Below are 16,874 nucleotides of genomic sequence, written 5' to 3'. Positions count from 1 at the left end.
CTCACAACATTTCAATGAACGCGGCGACACGAGTGCTAAGTTGGCCGATATCCGAGCTGGAATAGTCGGTTTCAATAGCGATATAGGGAATGTTGTGCTGTTGGCGGACGTGTCGTTTGATGGCGAGTGATTCAACGGCGTAAGTGTGGCAAGCCTGTAAAATGACATCGACGACGCCGTCAGCCTGGTACTCTTCAACCATTTGGCTGAGCATTTGCAGACGTTGATCGTTAGGGGAAATACATGAGCAGCCTATGGCGAGGTATTTATCGGTCAGAGCGTCGTAGACGTCGCCAGTTTCCTCCACGCACTGTTCAGTGGCTTTCGCACCGGTACAGTTTTCATAACCCACCACCCAACCGCCGTTTTCTTCAATGGCACGAACCACTTTTTCTGCCGCGCCGCCGATGGGGCAGCCGGTTATCAGTATGCGTGGACGCGACGCCAGACGTTTTCCGGCCTGCCATTCCTGATGTACCCGCTCGGCCATGCTATTAAGCTCGTCGATCAGTGCTTCTTTATCAAAGCGGAAGGTTGCACCGTAGACGACTTTCAGAATGTCACTGCCGCTGAGTGCGGGTGGGTTGAGCTGACCAACGCGGTAGAAGTTCGCCAGTGCACGACGTTCCTGGTTTTTGAGAATGACGGCTTCACGTAGCGCGGCTTCGGTAATCGGGGTGCCAAAACGGGCTTCGATTGCCTGCTGCAGACGCAGGATCTCGGCTTTCCACAGCGCCCGCGAAGCCGCATCACTGGCGCTGTTGGGCAGTTGCATCACATGTACCGCTTTAAATTCAGCCATGTACTCGTACATCTTCTTTTTACCATCGCAGGTCGTTTCGCCCACCACCAGGTCAGAGAAGTAGAAGTACGGACATTTATCCGTTTTACCAAACCCGTAGCTGCTTTTGATCAGCGGACACAGGTTTCGTGGCAGATCTTTTTCGGCCTCTTCAATCGTTTCATCAGAGGTTGAGCATAGCGAAACGACGACCGCACCTGCCGCCATCGCTATCTCCTGCGGCATAAAGGTGCAATAGGTCCCAACGAGCGGGATACCCTGCTCTTTAAGATCCATTACGGTGAGAAAACCTTTCTGACGGGCGTCGGAGAATTGATTAAAAATGGCGGGTAAATCGGTGATTAGCGACATGATTTTCCTTCCCCGTAACACGGGAGACAGTAAAAAGACGTCGCATTATAACCATGCAATTTATCTGGCTTTATTGATGTACAACAATTGTGCGCTTACAGATTACGACTGTAGACCCGTGAAACTTCCCCCCACGGATGATAGCCCGGCCCGTCAAAGTAAAATCCCGCTTTCTCGTATAAACCTTCCAGGTCAGTACACAAATGGAGCTGCATAAAGCCTAGCTGTTTAGCCTGCTGCGCAATATGTTCAATCAGGCGAAATGCCAGACCGTGACCACGATAGCGAGGATCGACATAGAGCGCGCATAGCCACGGCCACAGTTCGCCGCGACTGATAAAATCATTAGTGATCAATCCGGCGCAGCCAACGATGCTGTCGCCGTCCTGCAGCCAGTACCACTGTGGTAGCGGGTTCTTTGCGCCAATGCAACGATGCAGCGCATCTTCGTATACCTTCACGGAGTCTTCTGAGGCCCATTGTTGCTGAAAGTAGGCGGTGACCTCGTGCAGTTTTTCCGGTGTTTCGCGCAGGGAAAAAATGCGGATGTTCATCGTCATTGAATTTTTCTCCTTAAAAATTCGCCAGCGTCAGCAGGGAAGGAATTTGCGACAACAGATATAACACCAGCCCAATAGAACCGCCAACCAGCGTGCCGTTGACGCGGATAAACTGCAAATCTTTACCGATGTTCAGCTCGATTTGCTGCGACATATCGCGTGCATCCCAGCTTTTCACCGTGTCGCTAATATGGCGCGTCAGGAAGGTGGCGAACTCTGGCGCCACTTTATGTGCGGCCTGCTCCAGATGCCCATTCAGTGAGGCGCGCAGGGCGCTGTCGGCTACCAGCGTTTCGCCAAACCACTGCCCGGCGCTGGCGATGCGCTGCTTCACGCGGGAATCGTCGGCGTTAATGTCGGTTTTCACCCACTGGCGCAGGTCTGCCCACAGCTCGCCAAGATAACGGTTGAAGGCTTCATCTTCCTTCAGATAGCTTTTCAGGCTTTCGGCCCGCATGGCCATCTCCGGATCGTGTTTGAGTTTATCGATGAGCTTAAACGTGGCGCGATCGAAGGCATGGCGGATCTGATGCGCGCGATCGTGGCTGATGTCATCCAGCAAGGAGTTAACGGCATCAGACACCAGCTCGGCGCTGTGTTCGCCCAGCCATTCGGTCGGCAGGATTTTTGCTTTCAGCGGATGTTCGGTTTCCAGCCAGTGCACTACCTGTCGGGCGATAAACGCCCGCGAGCTGTCGCGCTGGAGCAGGGCGATCAGTTGGCTAATCAGCGTGTCGAGCAGCACCTGATGGCGATTGTTTTTGGTCATGCTTTCCAGCATCAGCGCACTGGTACCGGAGAGATCGACCTTGTCGATGGCCTTGTGCACCGCCCGTTTGATCAGCCGTTGAATGCGCGAGTCGTCGGTCAGTTCGAGAAAACCGCTCATGATCTGCAACAGATGCTGGCCAATTCGCTGGGCGTTTTCCGGCTGGCTGAACCAGTTGCCGATCAACAGCGCCGGTTCATGGCGGCGGATCAGCGCGACCAGAGACTGGGTGTCGAGAAATTTTTCCTGCACAAACTGACCGAGATTTTCGCCGATCCGATCCTTATTGCGCGGGATAATCGCCGTGTGCTGCGAGATAAATGGGATCGGCACCCGACGAAACAGCGCCACCACGGCAAACCAGTCCGCCAGCGCGCCGACCATCGCCGCTTCGGCGATCGCTTTGATCCCCAGCACCCAAAAGTTAGGCGGTAGAAACAGCGTGATGACGAAGGTGGCAGCGGCAATCAGCAGTAATGAGAGCGCCAGTCGCTTGGCGCGTTTGAGTTCAGCAATTTTATTCATAGGCTTAAGGATAGAGCCAGACGGGGGGATCGCGCAAAAAATGTGGAGCGCCTCCCATTTTCAGGTGGGCTGGGCTTACTCAGGGATCCAGTTGTCCCAGGCGGGCAAGGGTCCGAGTTCCGCCACCAGAAAATCGATAAACGATCGTACCTTCGGATTGCTGTACTTGCTGGGAAAGTACAGCGCATACAGGGCGTGAGTTTCACAGGTGATGGTCCCGTCGAGCATCAGCGGCGTTATCTCTTCTTTTTGAATATGATCGCCAATCAGATAGGTGGGCAAATACGCCACTCCCTGATCTTCTAACACTGACTTCAGCAATACCAGGCTGCTGTTGGCCTGGATCGGCATATGCAGTTTCAACTGATGCAGACGATCCTGTTCATCCGCCACTTTCAGTACCGGCGTGAGGCCTGGATAAACCAGACAATCATGATCCACCAGATCGCTTCGACGCTGGGGCATGCCTTTTTTGGCAAGGTAGCCGGGTGAGGCACAGTACGCCCAGCGAACAGGCACCAGCTTGCGCATCGCATAGTTCTGCGGCGGTGCGGTGGAGATGCGCAGGGCGATGTCGAAATCCGTTTCGTTCAGATTCACGAAGTTATCGTTGAGATCGATATACAGATTCACATCCGGAAACTGGGAGCGATATTTATCTACCAGGTTCACCAGCCGGGAATAACCAAACGCAATTGAGCAGGTTATGCGTAATTCACCCTGCGGGCTGTGATAATAACCTGAAGTGGTATTCAGCGTTTCATCGAATTCTTTCAAAAGCTTATTAGCGCGATTGAAGAGATATTGCCCGGCGTCGGTCAGGGTAATACTGCGGGTGGTGCGTTTAATTAATGTCGTGCCCAGCGTGTCTTCCATCGCGGCCAGACTTTTGCTGACCGCAGACGGCGATACGTTGAGCTGCGCCGCGGCTTCTGACAATCCTCCGCAGTCGACGATTTTAGTAAAAAACTCCAGATGCTTGAGTGAAATCGGCGTACTCATAGTTTCCTTTAATTCACAAGTGATTTGCAAAAACGGTACGAATAGGCCGTTACATTCGCGTTTTAAACATGCAACTATTGAATCACAGGAAACAACTTGCTGGCAAAATGAAAAAATAACAACTTAGGTGAGTTACGTCACAAAATAAAAGGAGGCAAAACGGAAACTCATCACATTGTGAATTTAATCTCATTAATTATTATTCTAAAGGTACCGATTATGTGGTCACGACTCGAACCCTACAGATCGTCGATTATTTTATTAGTTGCTCTGGTGATTGGCGGCTTATTAGGTATTTATGCCCCATCGTTTGCAAGTAAACTCCAGCCAATAGGTCAGATTTTCCTGAACCTGTTATTTATGATTATTGTGCCGCTGGTGGGGATCAGCGTTATGTCTTCGATCGCCAGTATGACCGACCTGAAAAGGCTGGGGCGTATTATGGCGATAATCTTTATTGTTTCGATCGCAATGGCCTTTATTCCAGCCGCCGGGATCGTTGCGTTGGCGCTATGGTATAACCCGGCGCAGGGCGTCACTATCGATCTCTCGCAGTCGGTGCAGGCGGGCAGCGGCAAGATGGATTTTGTCAGTATGATCACCACCAGCGACTTTATCGGACTGTTTTCTAAATCCAATATTCTGGCGCTGATCGTAATGGCGATCATCGCCGGTGTGGCGATTGGTCAGTCGGATCAGGCCGGTAAACGCATTGCGTCGCTGCTGGAAGATGCCAATACCGTGATCATGAAGATCGTCTCGATCATTATGAAGGTCGCGCCGATTGGTCTGGGCTGCTACTTCGCCGCCACCATGGCCAGTCAGGACTCTGCACTATTATTAACCTTTGCCCGCGCCATCGGCCTGTTTATGGTTGCCACGCTGGTCTATTTTGTTTTTGGCTCGATTCTCTATTCGTATATTGGCGGCGGTATTCCGGCGGTCAAAGCCTTCTGGCGTAACGCGATTGAACCGTCTGCGACCGCGCTGGGGACCTGCTCTTCGCTGGGGACGCTCCCGGTGACGCTGCGTGCCGGTAAGGCGATGGGGATCAACCCGGAAATCGTTGATGTCTCCATTCCGCTGCTGGTTAACCTCAACAAGGGCGGCGTAGCGATGATTGCTGCGCTAAAAATTGTCTTTATCTATTCCGTGCTGGGCATGGAATTCACCACCGAAACCTTCTTCCTGACGATGCTGATTGCGGTGCTCTCCGCCATTATCGTTGGCGGCGTGCCGGGCGGGGCGTTCCTCGGTGAAATCTTTATCGTCACCACGCTGGGCCTGCCGATGGAAGCAATCCCGATGCTGGTGGTGCTTGGCACCATTACCGATGCGCCGGCCACACTGATTAATGTTATCCATGATTTGAATGCGGCGCAGATTGTTGAACGGTTCGCAGGAAAAAAGCAGACCAACACTGAAATAAACTCTACTGCTGCGGTGGTATAGGTTTCACACGGATTAAGAACAGGAGATGTTATGAAAGACGCAATGAAACTTGAAACGCACCTGGTTGTTGCCGGTCGCGATAAACGCTACACCCAGGGAGCGGTGAATCCGGTTATCCAACGCGCCTCTTCACTGGTATTTGATACCGTGAAGGACAAGAAATTTGCCACCGCTAATCGCGCGAACGGCGAGCTGTTTTACGGCCGTCGCGGAACCTATACCCACTTTGCTTTCCAGAAGGCAATGAGCGAACTGGAAGGCGGCGTTGGCTGTGCGTTGTACCCATGTGGTGCTGCGGCGGTGACCAATGCGATTCTGGCGTTTGTTCAGGGGGGCGATCATATTCTGATGACGGGTGCGGCCTATGAGCCAACCCAGGATTTTTGCAATAAGATACTGAGCAAATTCAACGTGGAAACAACGTATTACGATCCGCTGATTGGCGCTGGCATCGTCGATCTTCTGCGTCCGGAAACAAAGGTGGTGTTCCTCGAGTCCCCGAGTTCAATCACCATGGAAGTTCAGGACGTGCCGGGAATGGTGAAGGCGATCCGCGCGGTGAATCCGGAGATTGTCATTATGATCGACAACACCTGGGCGGCGGGCGTGCTGTTCAAAGCGCTGGATTATGGCGTGGATATTTCCATTCAGGCAGGAACGAAGTACACCATCGGCCATTCGGACGCCATGCTGGGCACGGCGGTGTCCAACGCCCGTTGTTGGGATCGTCTGCGCGAGAACTCCTATCTGATGGGGCAAACGCTGGATGCCGATACGGCCTACAACGGTAGCCGCGGATTGCGCACCCTGGCGGTACGTCTTAAGCAGCATCAGGAGAGCAGTATCCATATTGCCCGCTGGCTGTCGGCAAGGCCGGAAGTGGCGCGGGTGAATCATCCGGCATTACCGGAATGTCCGGGCCATGAGTATTTTCAGCGTGATTTTACCGGGAGCTCAGGCCTGTTCTCGTTTGTGCTGAAAAAGAGACTGACCGACGAACAGATGGCGAATTTCCTCGATAACTTCTCGCTGTTCCATATGGCCTATTCGTGGGGCGGATTTGAGTCGCTCATTCTGGCGAACCAGCCGGAAGAGCTAAATAGCATTCGCCCGGCTGGAGAGGTGGATTTCAGCGGCACGCTGGTCAGGGTGCATATCGGCCTTGAGGATATCGACGACCTGATTGCCGATCTGGACGCGGGATTTGCACGCATTGCGTAAGGTGAGGTGAGCGTAGCCGGATGCGGCGCAAACGCTTATCCGGCCTACATAGTTGTCGTAGGCCGGATAAGCGGGCAGGTTAGTTTTCAGTGGCTAACGTCGTTGCCTCATGCTGACGTACGCGTTTGAGTAAGCCTGCCAGCGTGAACACGACAGCGATCCCCGCCGCAACCGCCAGCAGATGAAACGAAATCCTGCCGCCGTTAAACCATAGCCAGCGTCCAATTTCGACAGCAACCGCCATCACCGTCAGGATCACCATATTGAGAGACGCCGAGACCGTACCTTTAGGTAAGTTGTTGGAAAAAAGCGTAAAGCGGAACAGCGTCGGGAAGATCATCCCAATACCAAACGCATACAGGCTGGTCCCCAGCACCGACCACAGCCAGACGTGCGGCCACAGTAAATTGCCGGCAATTAGCACCGCCAGCCCGCTTAGCTGAATGGGGACTGCCCGCCAGATAAAGCGTGGTCGGGTCGGATCTTTCACGAAACGAACCACCACCATATTAGCGACGATCACTGCGCCGAACACCGGAGCCTGTGCCCAGGCAAACTCCGATGTGCTCATACCGCCTGCGTCGATCAGAATAACCGGCGAGACCGCCACCCAGCTCATCATCGGGATATAGCTTAACGCCAGCGTGGCAGCGCCAAACAGGAACACCCGGTTGCGGAAAACGTCGCGGAAATCACGCAGTACGCCGCGCGCGCTGAACGGCACCGCACCGCGCTGGACGGTTTCCGGCATGGCTAACGTTAACCCAATCAGGGCGATAAGCCCCATGACGGCAATGATGGCAAACAAGATCTTCCAGTGTACAAAGTGCATCAGCGCCGCCCCGGAAAGCGGGCCGATAACCGGTGCAACGAGCACAATGGAAGTGATTATCGCCATTAACTTAATGGCCTTCGTTTGCCCAAACGCCTCCTGTACCGTGACATAGCCTACGGTCGCGATAAAGCAGATGCTGGTGCCCTGCACAAATCGGGCGACCAGAAATTGCGTCATTGAGGTGGTGAACAGCGTGGCAGCGCAGGCGAGGGTAAAGATTAACGCCCCCGCAATCAGCACCGGTCGACGGCCAATTCGGTCGGAAAGCGGCCCCAGCAGCCATTGCAGCGCCATGCCGCCCGCCAGATAGAGGCTCACCGCTGCGGGTGCCAGGCTGACATCGGCGTTGAAATCACGTACCACATTGATGATGCCGGGCTGGATCAGGTCCGTCGACAGATAGGCGGCGAAGTCATATAAAATCAACGCGACAGGAAAAAATAGCGTTGTGGCGCGTTGGGAGAAAAACGCGAGAATCCGTTGCATAAAACAGCTCCTTGTCGGGAGAAAACCCTCAACGGGAATAGCGAAATTCAATACCGTCTTTGAGACGTCAGACCGATGACAGAAAAAAAGCAGACTGCAAATGTACTGAATTTCATGTAATCAAAAACGCTGTCTGCGCGAAGCGCAAACAGAAGATACGTTCACTGACGCGGGGTCAGAAAACGTAACGATTACAGGTAACAATCAGCACATCGCACCTCAGGAAGAGTAAGTTGAACGGGTAATAACCTTCCGCAGTGTAATGCGGATTGGATATTAATTAAACGAGTTTATCCGGTTTATGTGCAGAAAATCGCCCTGCAAATCAGACTACGATGCTCTGCAAAAACCGCAGCGCAATAGCACAACCGAAAATAATCAATACCCCCCCAGCGATACGCTCTACCCATAATATTCCTCTGGTTAAGCGCCGCTGGATCTGCGGTAAACCGATGAACATCACGATCAGCAGATCCCAGTACAGCACCACGCTGGTCATCCAGATCCCGCTCATGGTTTGTTGCAGCAGCGTCACCGACGGACCGAGCAGGGCGGTCATCAGCGCCAGATAGAACAGCGCATTTTTTGGGTTGAGCAGTGACGAACCCAATCCCAGCAGCAGCTGTTTACCAAATCCTGGACAGGTAGACTGGGCATCTGCTCCGGTCAGCGTTTGCGGGCGGCTGCGTATCAGCAGGCTGCCAATCCACAACAAATAGAGCGCGCCCAGCAGCTCAATAATGGTAAACAACAGGGGAAGCTGGCGCAGGATCCCCCAACCGATAATCGCCAGCAGGATATACAGCCCGTTGCCGATAGCGATCCCCACGCACAGCCCGGCGCTGCCGCGCATCCGGTATCGTACGGCGTAACCGATCAGTAAAAAGAAGTCCGGCCCAGGGCTAAGCAATGCGACGAAATGCGCCAGCGCCAGCGCGGGAAAAGCAGACGGAAAAAGTTCAGCAAGCAGTGACATAGCAACCTCAGAGAATGAATCTGAGATCACCGTACGCCTGACACAGCGTTAATTATTGTCTGATATTGATCGTCCCAAGGCGTACTGGCGCGGTGTGGCGGCGGTGTAGCGAACAAAGGTGCGATGGAAATGGCTCTGGTCGGCAAACCCGCTCTGGTAGCCGACATCGGCAATTTCGTCCCCGGCCCGCAGCCGCTGGCGAGCATAGTCAATCCGTATGATGTTCAGATAACTTCCTGGCGTCAGCCCGGTGTCCTGCTTAAAGGTACGGATCAGCGTCTCTTTACGCATGTGACACTCATGTGCCAGCTCATCGAGTGAGGGCGGTGCGAGCAGGCTGGATTGCAACCGTTCGCACAGATATTGGCTGGTGGCGCTTAGGTTTTCTGGTGTGACCGACTGCAACGGCAGCGAGTGAAGCAATGCTTGCGCGGCATCCGTTATTTGCGCGGTTTGCCGTTGCGGCATGAGCGCCACAAGGTACATATAGCGCTGGAATAATTGCGCATCGCGGATAACGGGATCACGCGTGCAAAGCAGCTGATTGGTGTTCTGTGCAGGCAGATTAGCAAGACACCACTGGGTATCAAGATAAAGCATGTGATAGCTACGAAACTGTCCGTTAACTGGATTACAGCTGTGAGGTGCCAGCGGCGGGATCACAATCAGATCGCCCACCTGCAGATGGTATTCCTTGCCATCACACAGGCAGCACGTTTCCCCCTCGAGAATTGCCCCAATCGAGAGCTGAGAGTGGTGATGCCGCTTATAGGCCTGCTGGCTTTGCCAGGTACTGCGCAGTTCCAGCCACGGCAACTGCTCATCACGCCAGAACGATTGTGGAATATCCCGGGTATGCGTCACACCGTGTCCTCCCTGTAAGTGATGATTTGTTATAGCACAGGCCGAGTGGTGAAAAAGTAGGAATGTGCATTGAGATGGCGATTTTGCGTGACGTGTTCCAGACAAATGCAGACGTTACATAAGGACGTTGATATCCCGGAAATTGCCTCGCAAAGAGAGAAAGTTGCAGGTGAGGGGACGATTTTACGGCGCTACAGTCACGGCATCTTATTTCCAGGTGATGGATCGCCATGAACAAAGCTCCCACTTCCACTCCGCACGATGCGGTTTTTAAAACGTTTTTACGCCACCCTGAGACTGCTCGGGATTTCCTACAAATACATCTTCCCGCTTCGCTGCGCGAGCTTTGCGATCTTCAGACGCTTAAACTCGAGTCAGACAGTTTCATTGAAGAGGGTTTACGTGCGTATTATTCCGATGTGCTGTGGTCGGTGAAAACGACGGATGGGGATGGATATATTTACGTGGTGATTGAACACCAAAGCACACCGGATGCGCATATGGCATTCAGACTGATGCGCTATGCGGTAGCAGCCATGCAGAAACATTTAGATGCCGGGCATCAGCAATTGCCGCTGGTGGTGCCGATGCTGTTCTATCATGGTGCTAAAAGCCCGTACCCTTATTCACTGTGCTGGCTGGATGAGTTTGCCAACCCGAAGCTGGCTCGTAAGCTGTATGCTGCGGCGTTTCCGCTGGTGGATATTACGGTCATACCGGATGACGAAATTGTGCAGCATCGACGTATGGCGCTGCTGGAGTTAATCCAAAAACATATCCGTCAGCGCGATCTTATGGGGCTGGTTGAGCAAATTGTTTCCTTGTTACTTACCGGACTGACTAATGACAGCCAGATAAAGACGCTGTTTAATTATATTTTACGAACTGGCGATGCACCTCGATTCAGTGAGTTTATTCGCGGGGTTGCCGAACGTTCACCGCAGCATAAGGAGCATTTGATGACGATTGCGGACAGATTGCATGAGGCAGGGCTACAAAAAGGCAGGCTGGAAGGACTTATAGAGGGGAAACGAACTGAGGCGTTGCGTATTGCCCGCACCATGCTGGCTGATGGCATCGATATCAGCACGGTGCAAAAAATTACCCGGCTTTCCGCTGAAGATATTCAGGGCGTAAGCCATTAGATATGACTTAAACCGCCTAATTGCCAGCCCGGAAACACCGGGTGCTCCGGTTTACTCTATCGCCGTTTTTACCGCCTCGCCGAGCTTTTGCATCACTTCCCGATGCTTCTCGTTTGGCGGCAACGCGCAGTTGATGCGTACGCAGTTACGATACTTCCCCGATGCGGAGAACAGCGAACCCGGCGCAACCTGGATTTTCAGGCGACAGAGCTGCTTAGCGACACAGACCATATCGACCTGGAGCGGCAGCTCGACCCACAGCATAAAGCCGCCTTTCGGACGGGTGACGCAGATCCCGCAGGGGAAGTATTCCCGTACCCAGCAGGTGTAGATCTCCATATTACGCTGATAAATCTGGCGCATACGCCGGATATGCCGATGATAATGACCTTCGCGCACAAAGGAAGCCGCTGCCAGTTGCGTAGCGGGAACGTTAGTTCCAATGACGGCGTACTTCATGTGCAGCAGTTTGTTGTAATAGCGACCGGGCACCACCCAACCCACGCGCAGACCGGGGGCGACGGATTTGGTAAATGAACTGCAGAGTATTACCCGACCGTCGCTGTCCCAGGAGTGGATCGTGCGCGGGCGCGGATACTCTGTGGCCAGTTCGCCATACACATCGTCTTCAAAAATCACAATATCGTGCCGTTGGGCGAGGGCGAGCACCGCCCGTTTACGCGCATCCGGCATAATAAATCCGAGCGGGTTGTTGCAGTTGGGAACCAGCAGCACACCTTTGATCGGCCACTGATCCAGCGCCAGCTCCAGCGCTTCAATACTGATCCCGGTATCCGGATCGGTTGGGATCTCAATCACCTTGATCCCTAAGCCGCGCAGTAGCTGCATCGTGCCGTAGTAGGCCGGTGATTCAACGGCGACAATATCTCCGGGCTGGCAGACCGTCAGCAGCGCCAGCGACATCCCGCTCTGACTGCCGCTGGTGATCACAATATCGTCTGCATTGACCACTGAACCGCCGTCCAGCATCAGCCGCGCAATCTGCTGACGCAGTTCACGGCATCCGGATATTTCATCGTAGCCCAGTATCGCGCGCAGATTATGCTGCGCCACGCGGCTGAGCTCGCGCCACAGCGGCTTCAGGCTCGGTTGATCAATGTCGGGCACGCCGCTGCTAAACGGGATTATCGATTTGTCCGCGTTGCCCTTTAGCATATCCAGCACCTGATCCCACTGGGTGATTTCGACCGGACGCTGCACCGGGCGCGACATCGGTGGCACGGGTGGCTGCGCTTTTTGTGGCGCGACAAAATAACCGGATCGCGGCTGGGGCGTGATCAGCTGGCGCTGTTCCAGCGTCTGATACGCCTGCTGGACGGTGCTGATGCTGACCCCGTGCTCCTGGCTCAGGCTACGTACCGAGGGCAGTTTTTCGCCATGGCGATACAGCCCTTGCTCAATGCGTTCGGCCAGCAGGTTGGCCAGATGTTGGTAACGCGTCATGCTGTATCCCTCATGGGTACCATACAGATTAAAAAACCGGTACAGATTGGCGTGAAAAAAGCGATGCAGAACTCTTTTTAACCAATCTGTATGTTAAATAAAAGTACTTTGTGAGTCTGTATTGTTTTGGACCAGATCCGTGAAGATAGAGCCTCTGGCAAGGTGGGGAGGCAAGGTATGGAATTTCACGAGAATAAAGCAGAACAGCCGTTTATTGGGTTTGTACTGATCTGGCGGGCATACAAGGCGTGGCGGCTGCGAGCGCAAACGCGGCGCGTATTGCAACAGATGAGCGACGAGCGGCTGCGGGACGTCGGGCTGCGACGCGATCAGGTGGAGTGATTTTCTTTCATCGACAGAGGCTGGGGGGTTATCGCCCCGGCCTCTTTTATATTCACGATATTTATCAATTCATGCTTCTGGTTAGTCCGTTTCTTGATACTTATCCTGATAAGTATTATTTTCTCTTCAGCGATGAGAGGAAAGAAAGATGACTGAAGATGAACTGTTTGCCCGCCGCCCGATGGGGATGCGCATGGCAATGGTGGTGCGCCAGTGGCGGGCCATTATTGATGCTGCCATCACCGATACTGGCCTGACGCAATCCAGCTGGACGGTACTGATGCAGTTGTATCAACTGGGAGACAACGTCTCGGTTAGCGAACTGGCACAAATGCAGGGCATTGAACTGCCGCCGCTGATGCGCACTCTCTCGCAGCTGGAAAAGCAGGGCTATCTGCTGCGTTCTACATCGCCTTATGACAAACGCATCCGCCTGCTAACGCTGACCGCGCAAGGCCGCTCAAGGCTTGAAGAACTAAACCGGGTGATTGAGACATACCAACATCGCGTCACCTGCACCATTCCTGAAGCGGAGCTTGCCTCCTTCAGTGCGACCTTAAATCAACTCGCCTGCAATTTGCGGACAATCCGCGAAGAAGACAATCAACACTAAAAAACTATGATGACCCCAGAACAAAAATTTGCCCGTTGGGTAAGGGTGAGTATTACCGCTTTCCTGGTAATATTCGCCTGGTTTATCGTTGCCGATATCTGGATCCCGCTGACGCCGGACTCCACGGTAATGCGTGTGGTAACACCCGTTTCCTCACGCGTTTCCGGCTACGTCTCGCAGGTGCATGTACATAACAATAGCCAGGTGAAGAAGGGCGATTTGCTGTACGAACTGGATCCGACGCCATTTATCAATAAGGTCGAGGCGGCGCAAATTGCCCTTGAGCAGGCGAAGCTGGGCAACCAACAGCTGGATGCACAGATCGCCTCTGCCCGCGCCAACCTGCGCACCGCGCAATTCAACGCCCGCAACGATAAGACCACCTTAGACCGCTATCAGCGCCTGAGCGCCATGCAGAACGTCTCGCAATCCGATCTCGACAAGGTGCGCACCGCCTGGCAAACCAGCGAGCAGTCGGTAGCGGCGCTGAATGCCAGTATTCAGAACCTGCTGATCCAGCGCGGCGAGCGCGATGACAAGCATAACGTGACGCTGCAAAAATACCGTAACGCGCTGGAAGAGGCGCAACTGAACCTCGGCTGGAGCAAAGTGTATGCACAAAGCGACGGCACGGTGAGCAATCTCCAGCTTAGCCCCGGACTGTATGCCACCGCCGCCACGCCGCTGCTGGCGTTGGTCAGCCATCAGACCGATATCGTGGCTGACTTTCGCGAGAAAAGTCTGCGCCACACTCGGGTTGATACCGATGCCGCCGTGGTGTTCGACGCCATGCCGGGCAAGGTTTTCTCTGCCCGAGTCACCAGCAGTGATGCCGGTATTCTTGCGGGTCAGGAACAGGTTAACGGCCAGTTGTCGCAACCGGAACAGTCCACCCGTTGGGTGCGCGATGCTCAGCGTATGCGCATTCATGTGGCGCTGAACGAACCGCTCGACACGCCGTTACCGACCGGGGCGCGCGCCACGGTACAGCTGTATAACAGCGAAGGGATGTTCGCCCGCACCTTTGCCGGGGCGCAGATCCACCTCGTCAGCTGGCTGCATTATGTCTATTAACACGCTGGCCCATGTCTTTACGCCGCACGGGAATATTGTCTACACCGCCAATGATTTTCGCCAGACCCTGCGTATCTCCATTGCCGGGACAATCGCGCTGAGTATCTCGACATTCTACAACGTGCAGTACGGCGTATTTTTTGTGGTTTATCCGCTGATGTTGCTGTCGCTGGTGCCGGTGTTCAACCGCCATGTGGCAACACAGTTTGTGTTCAGCGCGGCGGTGAACTGCGTCGAAATGGTGCTGATTGTCGGCTATCTTTCACAGTGGCCGCTGATGATGACGCTGGTGGTGTTCGGCCTGTATGTGATGCGCTTTCGTTTTATGAGCAAAGGCCCGCTGTTTCTGCTCGGCTCGATGGGCGTGGTGTGCCAGAGCACGATGCTCAACTTTATGAGCTATCCCACCACCAACTGGCATACGCTGATGTTCTCCAATATGGAAGCCTGCGTCATGGCGGTGGCGCTGAGCGCGCTGCTGCATTATCTGATCCCGGATGTGGAACCTCGCCTACCGCCGCCGCGCATTGAGAAAGATGCCGCCCGGGTTCGCCACGAGTCGCTGCTTTCCGGTACGGTGGCAACGATGATTTTTGTGGTCTTCCAGATCTGCGATTTGAGTGATTCGCTGTCGGCGCTGATGGCAGGGATTTTGATCCTGTTTCCGATGCACTATCGCGGCGCGGTGATCAGCTCGATCTGGCGAGTGGTCGGCGTGGTGCTGGCCTGCCTGTATATTCTGCTGGTGCAGCTGCTTATCTATGATTTCAGCAACCACATGTTGCTGATGATGCCGCTGATTGGTCTTGGGCTGGCGTTTAGCGCCCGTCTGCACGTAATGGAAAAAGTCGGCGCGGGCGTGGGTTTTGCCAGTATCACCACCATCGGCATTATGTTTGGCCAGAACCTGCACCCGGATCAGGACCTGGTATTCAGCGATCTGTACCGTATCACCTCCGTCACCGTCGCGCTGGTGGCAACGTTAACCATGGTATTTCTGGTACACCGGGTGTTGAACTGCTTTGCCGCGACGCGGTTTGTGATTACTGAGTGAGTGGGCAGTGAGTGCCGGATGGCGGCTGCGCCTGATCCGGCCTACGGGAAAGTGGAATTTCCAGGCCCGGTAAGCGTAGCGCCACCGGGCAATTCAGCAGGGGGTTACTTCTTCAATCCCGCAAACGCGGCTCGGATCTCGTCTTCCGGCAGGTTAATACCGATAAACACCAGCTGGCTGTGCGGTTGTTCGTCGCCCCACGGGCGGTCCCAGTCGGCGCTGTACAGGCGCTGGACGCCCTGGAATAGCAGACGGTTCGGTTCGCCTTCAATCCACAGCATACCTTTGTAGCGCAGTAGCTTTTCGGCGGATTCCAGCAGCAGGTTTTCCATCACACGCGACACGTCGCTGATGTTTACCGGGTAATCCAGTTCGACGACGATCGAGGAGATATCGTTTTGCTTGTCGGCGATAAAGTGGAAGCGCGGTTTGGCGCTGACCACGTTCTCTTCCAGCATAAAACCGTTGGTGTCGAACAGCAGGGAGAGGTCGATATCGCCATGCGTCACGGTATACACCGGGGCGCGGGCGTTGATGCGCGCCAGGCGCTCACGCAGTTTTTCGCTTTCTCCCGCGACGTCGGTTTTGGTCAGCAGGATGCGATCGGCGTAGCCGACCTGCGACTGGGCGATGGTGAACTGGTTCATCTGCTCGTCGGCATGTACCGCGTCAACCAGCGCAATTACGCCGTCCAGCAGGTAGCGTTCGCAAATCACTTCATGGGAGAAAAAGGTCTGAATGATCGGGCCGGGATCGGCCATGCCGGTGCATTCGATCACCAGACGGTCGAAATTGATGGTGCCTTTGTCGAGGTTGTCTAGCAGGTCTAACAATGCGTCTTCCAGCTCACTGGAGCGGGTACAGCAAATGCAGCCGTTGGTCAGGGTTTTGATCTGCGTAGCGCGATCGCCAATCAGCTGATCGTCCACCGAGACTTCGCCGAATTCGTTTTCGATAACGGCAATCTTGTAACCGTGCTGCTCGTTGAGAATATGGCGCAGCAGGGTGGTTTTACCCGCGCCAAGAAAACCGGTGAGTAGGGTAACTGCAATCGGGGTCATTCACTTCTCCTTCTAACAGCAACTGCTTCCGCCGCTACCGTAGCGGGCTTCCTGGCGCTCGCGGAAGAATTCTTCGTAGGTCATGTAAGGCTTATCGGGATGGTTGGTCTTCATGTGCTCGACATAGTTGTCGTAGTCCGGAATGCCAATCAGCATCTTCGCCGCCTGACCGAGATATTTCTTTGCCTGACCTAAAGTACCAAACATAAAACGCCCCGGATATATGTTGAGCTCGTAGATGCAGGCTATTTTACTTGCCATTTTGACCGTGGGCAGTG

17 protein-coding genes are annotated in these 16,874 nt (G+C 54.1%); 7 read left to right on the top strand and 10 right to left on the bottom strand.

The window, feature by feature from the left end; all coding sequences use genetic code 11:
- Position 1: 1 nt before the first annotated feature.
- From OGY83_RS16435 to OGY83_RS16420, 4 genes are all read right to left on the bottom strand, one after another.
- On the bottom strand, positions 2-1,153 hold the full coding sequence (locus OGY83_RS16435; RefSeq protein WP_286636346.1) for a double-cubane-cluster-containing anaerobic reductase: 1,152 nt from the start codon (positions 1,151-1,153) through the stop codon (positions 2-4).
- Positions 1,154-1,248: 95 nt separating this feature from the next.
- Complete coding sequence (locus OGY83_RS16430) at positions 1,249-1,713, bottom strand: GNAT family N-acetyltransferase (RefSeq protein ID WP_003830072.1); 465 nt, start codon at positions 1,711-1,713, stop codon at positions 1,249-1,251.
- A gap of 13 nt (positions 1,714-1,726) precedes the next feature.
- A complete protein-coding gene (locus OGY83_RS16425; RefSeq protein ID WP_286636345.1) occupies positions 1,727-3,007 on the bottom strand; it encodes a DUF445 domain-containing protein in 1,281 nt (426 codons plus the stop codon).
- A gap of 75 nt (positions 3,008-3,082) precedes the next feature.
- Entirely contained in the window at positions 3,083-4,009 is a 927-nt protein-coding gene (locus tag OGY83_RS16420) for a LysR family transcriptional regulator (RefSeq protein WP_003845596.1), read from the bottom strand.
- 219 nt (positions 4,010-4,228) lie between these two features.
- On the opposite strand from OGY83_RS16420, the gene OGY83_RS16415 reads away from it, so the two are divergent.
- Together OGY83_RS16415 and metC are read left to right on the top strand one after the other, a co-directional pair.
- Positions 4,229-5,461, top strand: coding sequence for a dicarboxylate/amino acid:cation symporter (locus OGY83_RS16415; protein ID WP_003019196.1), 1,233 nt, complete (start codon positions 4,229-4,231; stop codon positions 5,459-5,461).
- Between the two features lie 30 nt (positions 5,462-5,491).
- Positions 5,492-6,682 (top strand): cystathionine beta-lyase, encoded by a 1,191-nt coding sequence (gene metC / locus OGY83_RS16410; RefSeq protein WP_079937187.1) that lies wholly within the window; start codon positions 5,492-5,494, stop codon positions 6,680-6,682.
- A 79-nt stretch (positions 6,683-6,761) separates the two neighbouring features.
- Here the strand turns inward: metC and mdtM are convergent, their stop codons facing one another.
- From mdtM to OGY83_RS16395, 3 genes are all read right to left on the bottom strand, one after another.
- Positions 6,762-8,003, bottom strand: a complete 1,242-nt coding sequence (mdtM, locus tag OGY83_RS16405; protein ID WP_286636344.1) for a multidrug efflux MFS transporter MdtM — start codon at positions 8,001-8,003, stop codon at positions 6,762-6,764.
- A 325-nt stretch (positions 8,004-8,328) separates the two neighbouring features.
- Positions 8,329-8,979 (bottom strand): LysE family translocator, encoded by a 651-nt coding sequence (locus OGY83_RS16400; RefSeq protein ID WP_286636343.1) that lies wholly within the window; start codon positions 8,977-8,979, stop codon positions 8,329-8,331.
- A 48-nt stretch (positions 8,980-9,027) separates the two neighbouring features.
- Positions 9,028-9,843, bottom strand: a complete 816-nt coding sequence (locus tag OGY83_RS16395) for an AraC family transcriptional regulator (protein ID WP_286636340.1) — start codon at positions 9,841-9,843, stop codon at positions 9,028-9,030.
- 230 nt (positions 9,844-10,073) lie between these two features.
- Between OGY83_RS16395 and OGY83_RS16390 the strand changes: the two genes are divergently transcribed.
- The gene (locus tag OGY83_RS16390; protein WP_286636339.1) at positions 10,074-10,988 is read left to right on the top strand and encodes an Rpn family recombination-promoting nuclease/putative transposase; all 915 of its coding nucleotides are present in this window, start codon (positions 10,074-10,076) and stop codon (positions 10,986-10,988) included.
- Positions 10,989-11,039: 51 nt separating this feature from the next.
- Here the strand turns inward: OGY83_RS16390 and OGY83_RS16385 are convergent, their stop codons facing one another.
- Positions 11,040-12,452 (bottom strand): aminotransferase-like domain-containing protein, encoded by a 1,413-nt coding sequence (locus OGY83_RS16385; RefSeq protein ID WP_080625766.1) that lies wholly within the window; start codon positions 12,450-12,452, stop codon positions 11,040-11,042.
- A gap of 177 nt (positions 12,453-12,629) precedes the next feature.
- Between OGY83_RS16385 and OGY83_RS16380 the strand changes: the two genes are divergently transcribed.
- From OGY83_RS16380 to OGY83_RS16365, 4 genes are all read left to right on the top strand, one after another.
- Positions 12,630-12,794, top strand: coding sequence for a DUF1127 domain-containing protein (locus tag OGY83_RS16380; RefSeq protein ID WP_286636337.1), 165 nt, complete (start codon positions 12,630-12,632; stop codon positions 12,792-12,794).
- Positions 12,795-12,942: 148 nt separating this feature from the next.
- The gene (locus OGY83_RS16375; RefSeq protein ID WP_049041985.1) at positions 12,943-13,407 is read left to right on the top strand and encodes a MarR family winged helix-turn-helix transcriptional regulator; all 465 of its coding nucleotides are present in this window, start codon (positions 12,943-12,945) and stop codon (positions 13,405-13,407) included.
- Between the two features lie 6 nt (positions 13,408-13,413).
- Entirely contained in the window at positions 13,414-14,481 is a 1,068-nt protein-coding gene (locus OGY83_RS16370) for an HlyD family secretion protein (RefSeq protein ID WP_286636335.1), read from the top strand.
- Entirely contained in the window at positions 14,471-15,535 is a 1,065-nt protein-coding gene (locus OGY83_RS16365) for a DUF2955 domain-containing protein (RefSeq protein WP_286636332.1), read from the top strand. Before OGY83_RS16370 ends, OGY83_RS16365 begins: the two co-directional genes overlap by 11 nt.
- Positions 15,536-15,639: 104 nt before the next feature.
- Here OGY83_RS16365 and yjiA read toward each other — a convergent pair whose 3' ends face one another.
- Positions 15,640-16,596 carry a GTPase gene (gene yjiA, locus OGY83_RS16360; protein WP_123268645.1) on the bottom strand — a complete coding sequence of 319 codons (957 nt, stop codon included), beginning with the start codon at positions 16,594-16,596 and terminating at the stop codon, positions 15,640-15,642.
- Between the two features lie 12 nt (positions 16,597-16,608).
- Positions 16,609-16,803 carry a YbdD/YjiX family protein gene (locus tag OGY83_RS16355; protein ID WP_003830038.1) on the bottom strand — a complete coding sequence of 65 codons (195 nt, stop codon included), beginning with the start codon at positions 16,801-16,803 and terminating at the stop codon, positions 16,609-16,611.
- Between the last annotated feature and the right edge of the window lie 71 nt (positions 16,804-16,874).

The sequence above is a fragment of the Citrobacter sp. Cpo090 genome, assembly GCF_030332665.1.
GTDB classification, from domain to species: Bacteria; Pseudomonadota; Gammaproteobacteria; order Enterobacterales; family Enterobacteriaceae; genus Citrobacter; species Citrobacter portucalensis.
The sequence above is the reverse complement of the archived record's forward strand: the minus strand, read 5'-3'. Positions and strand labels throughout refer to the sequence as shown.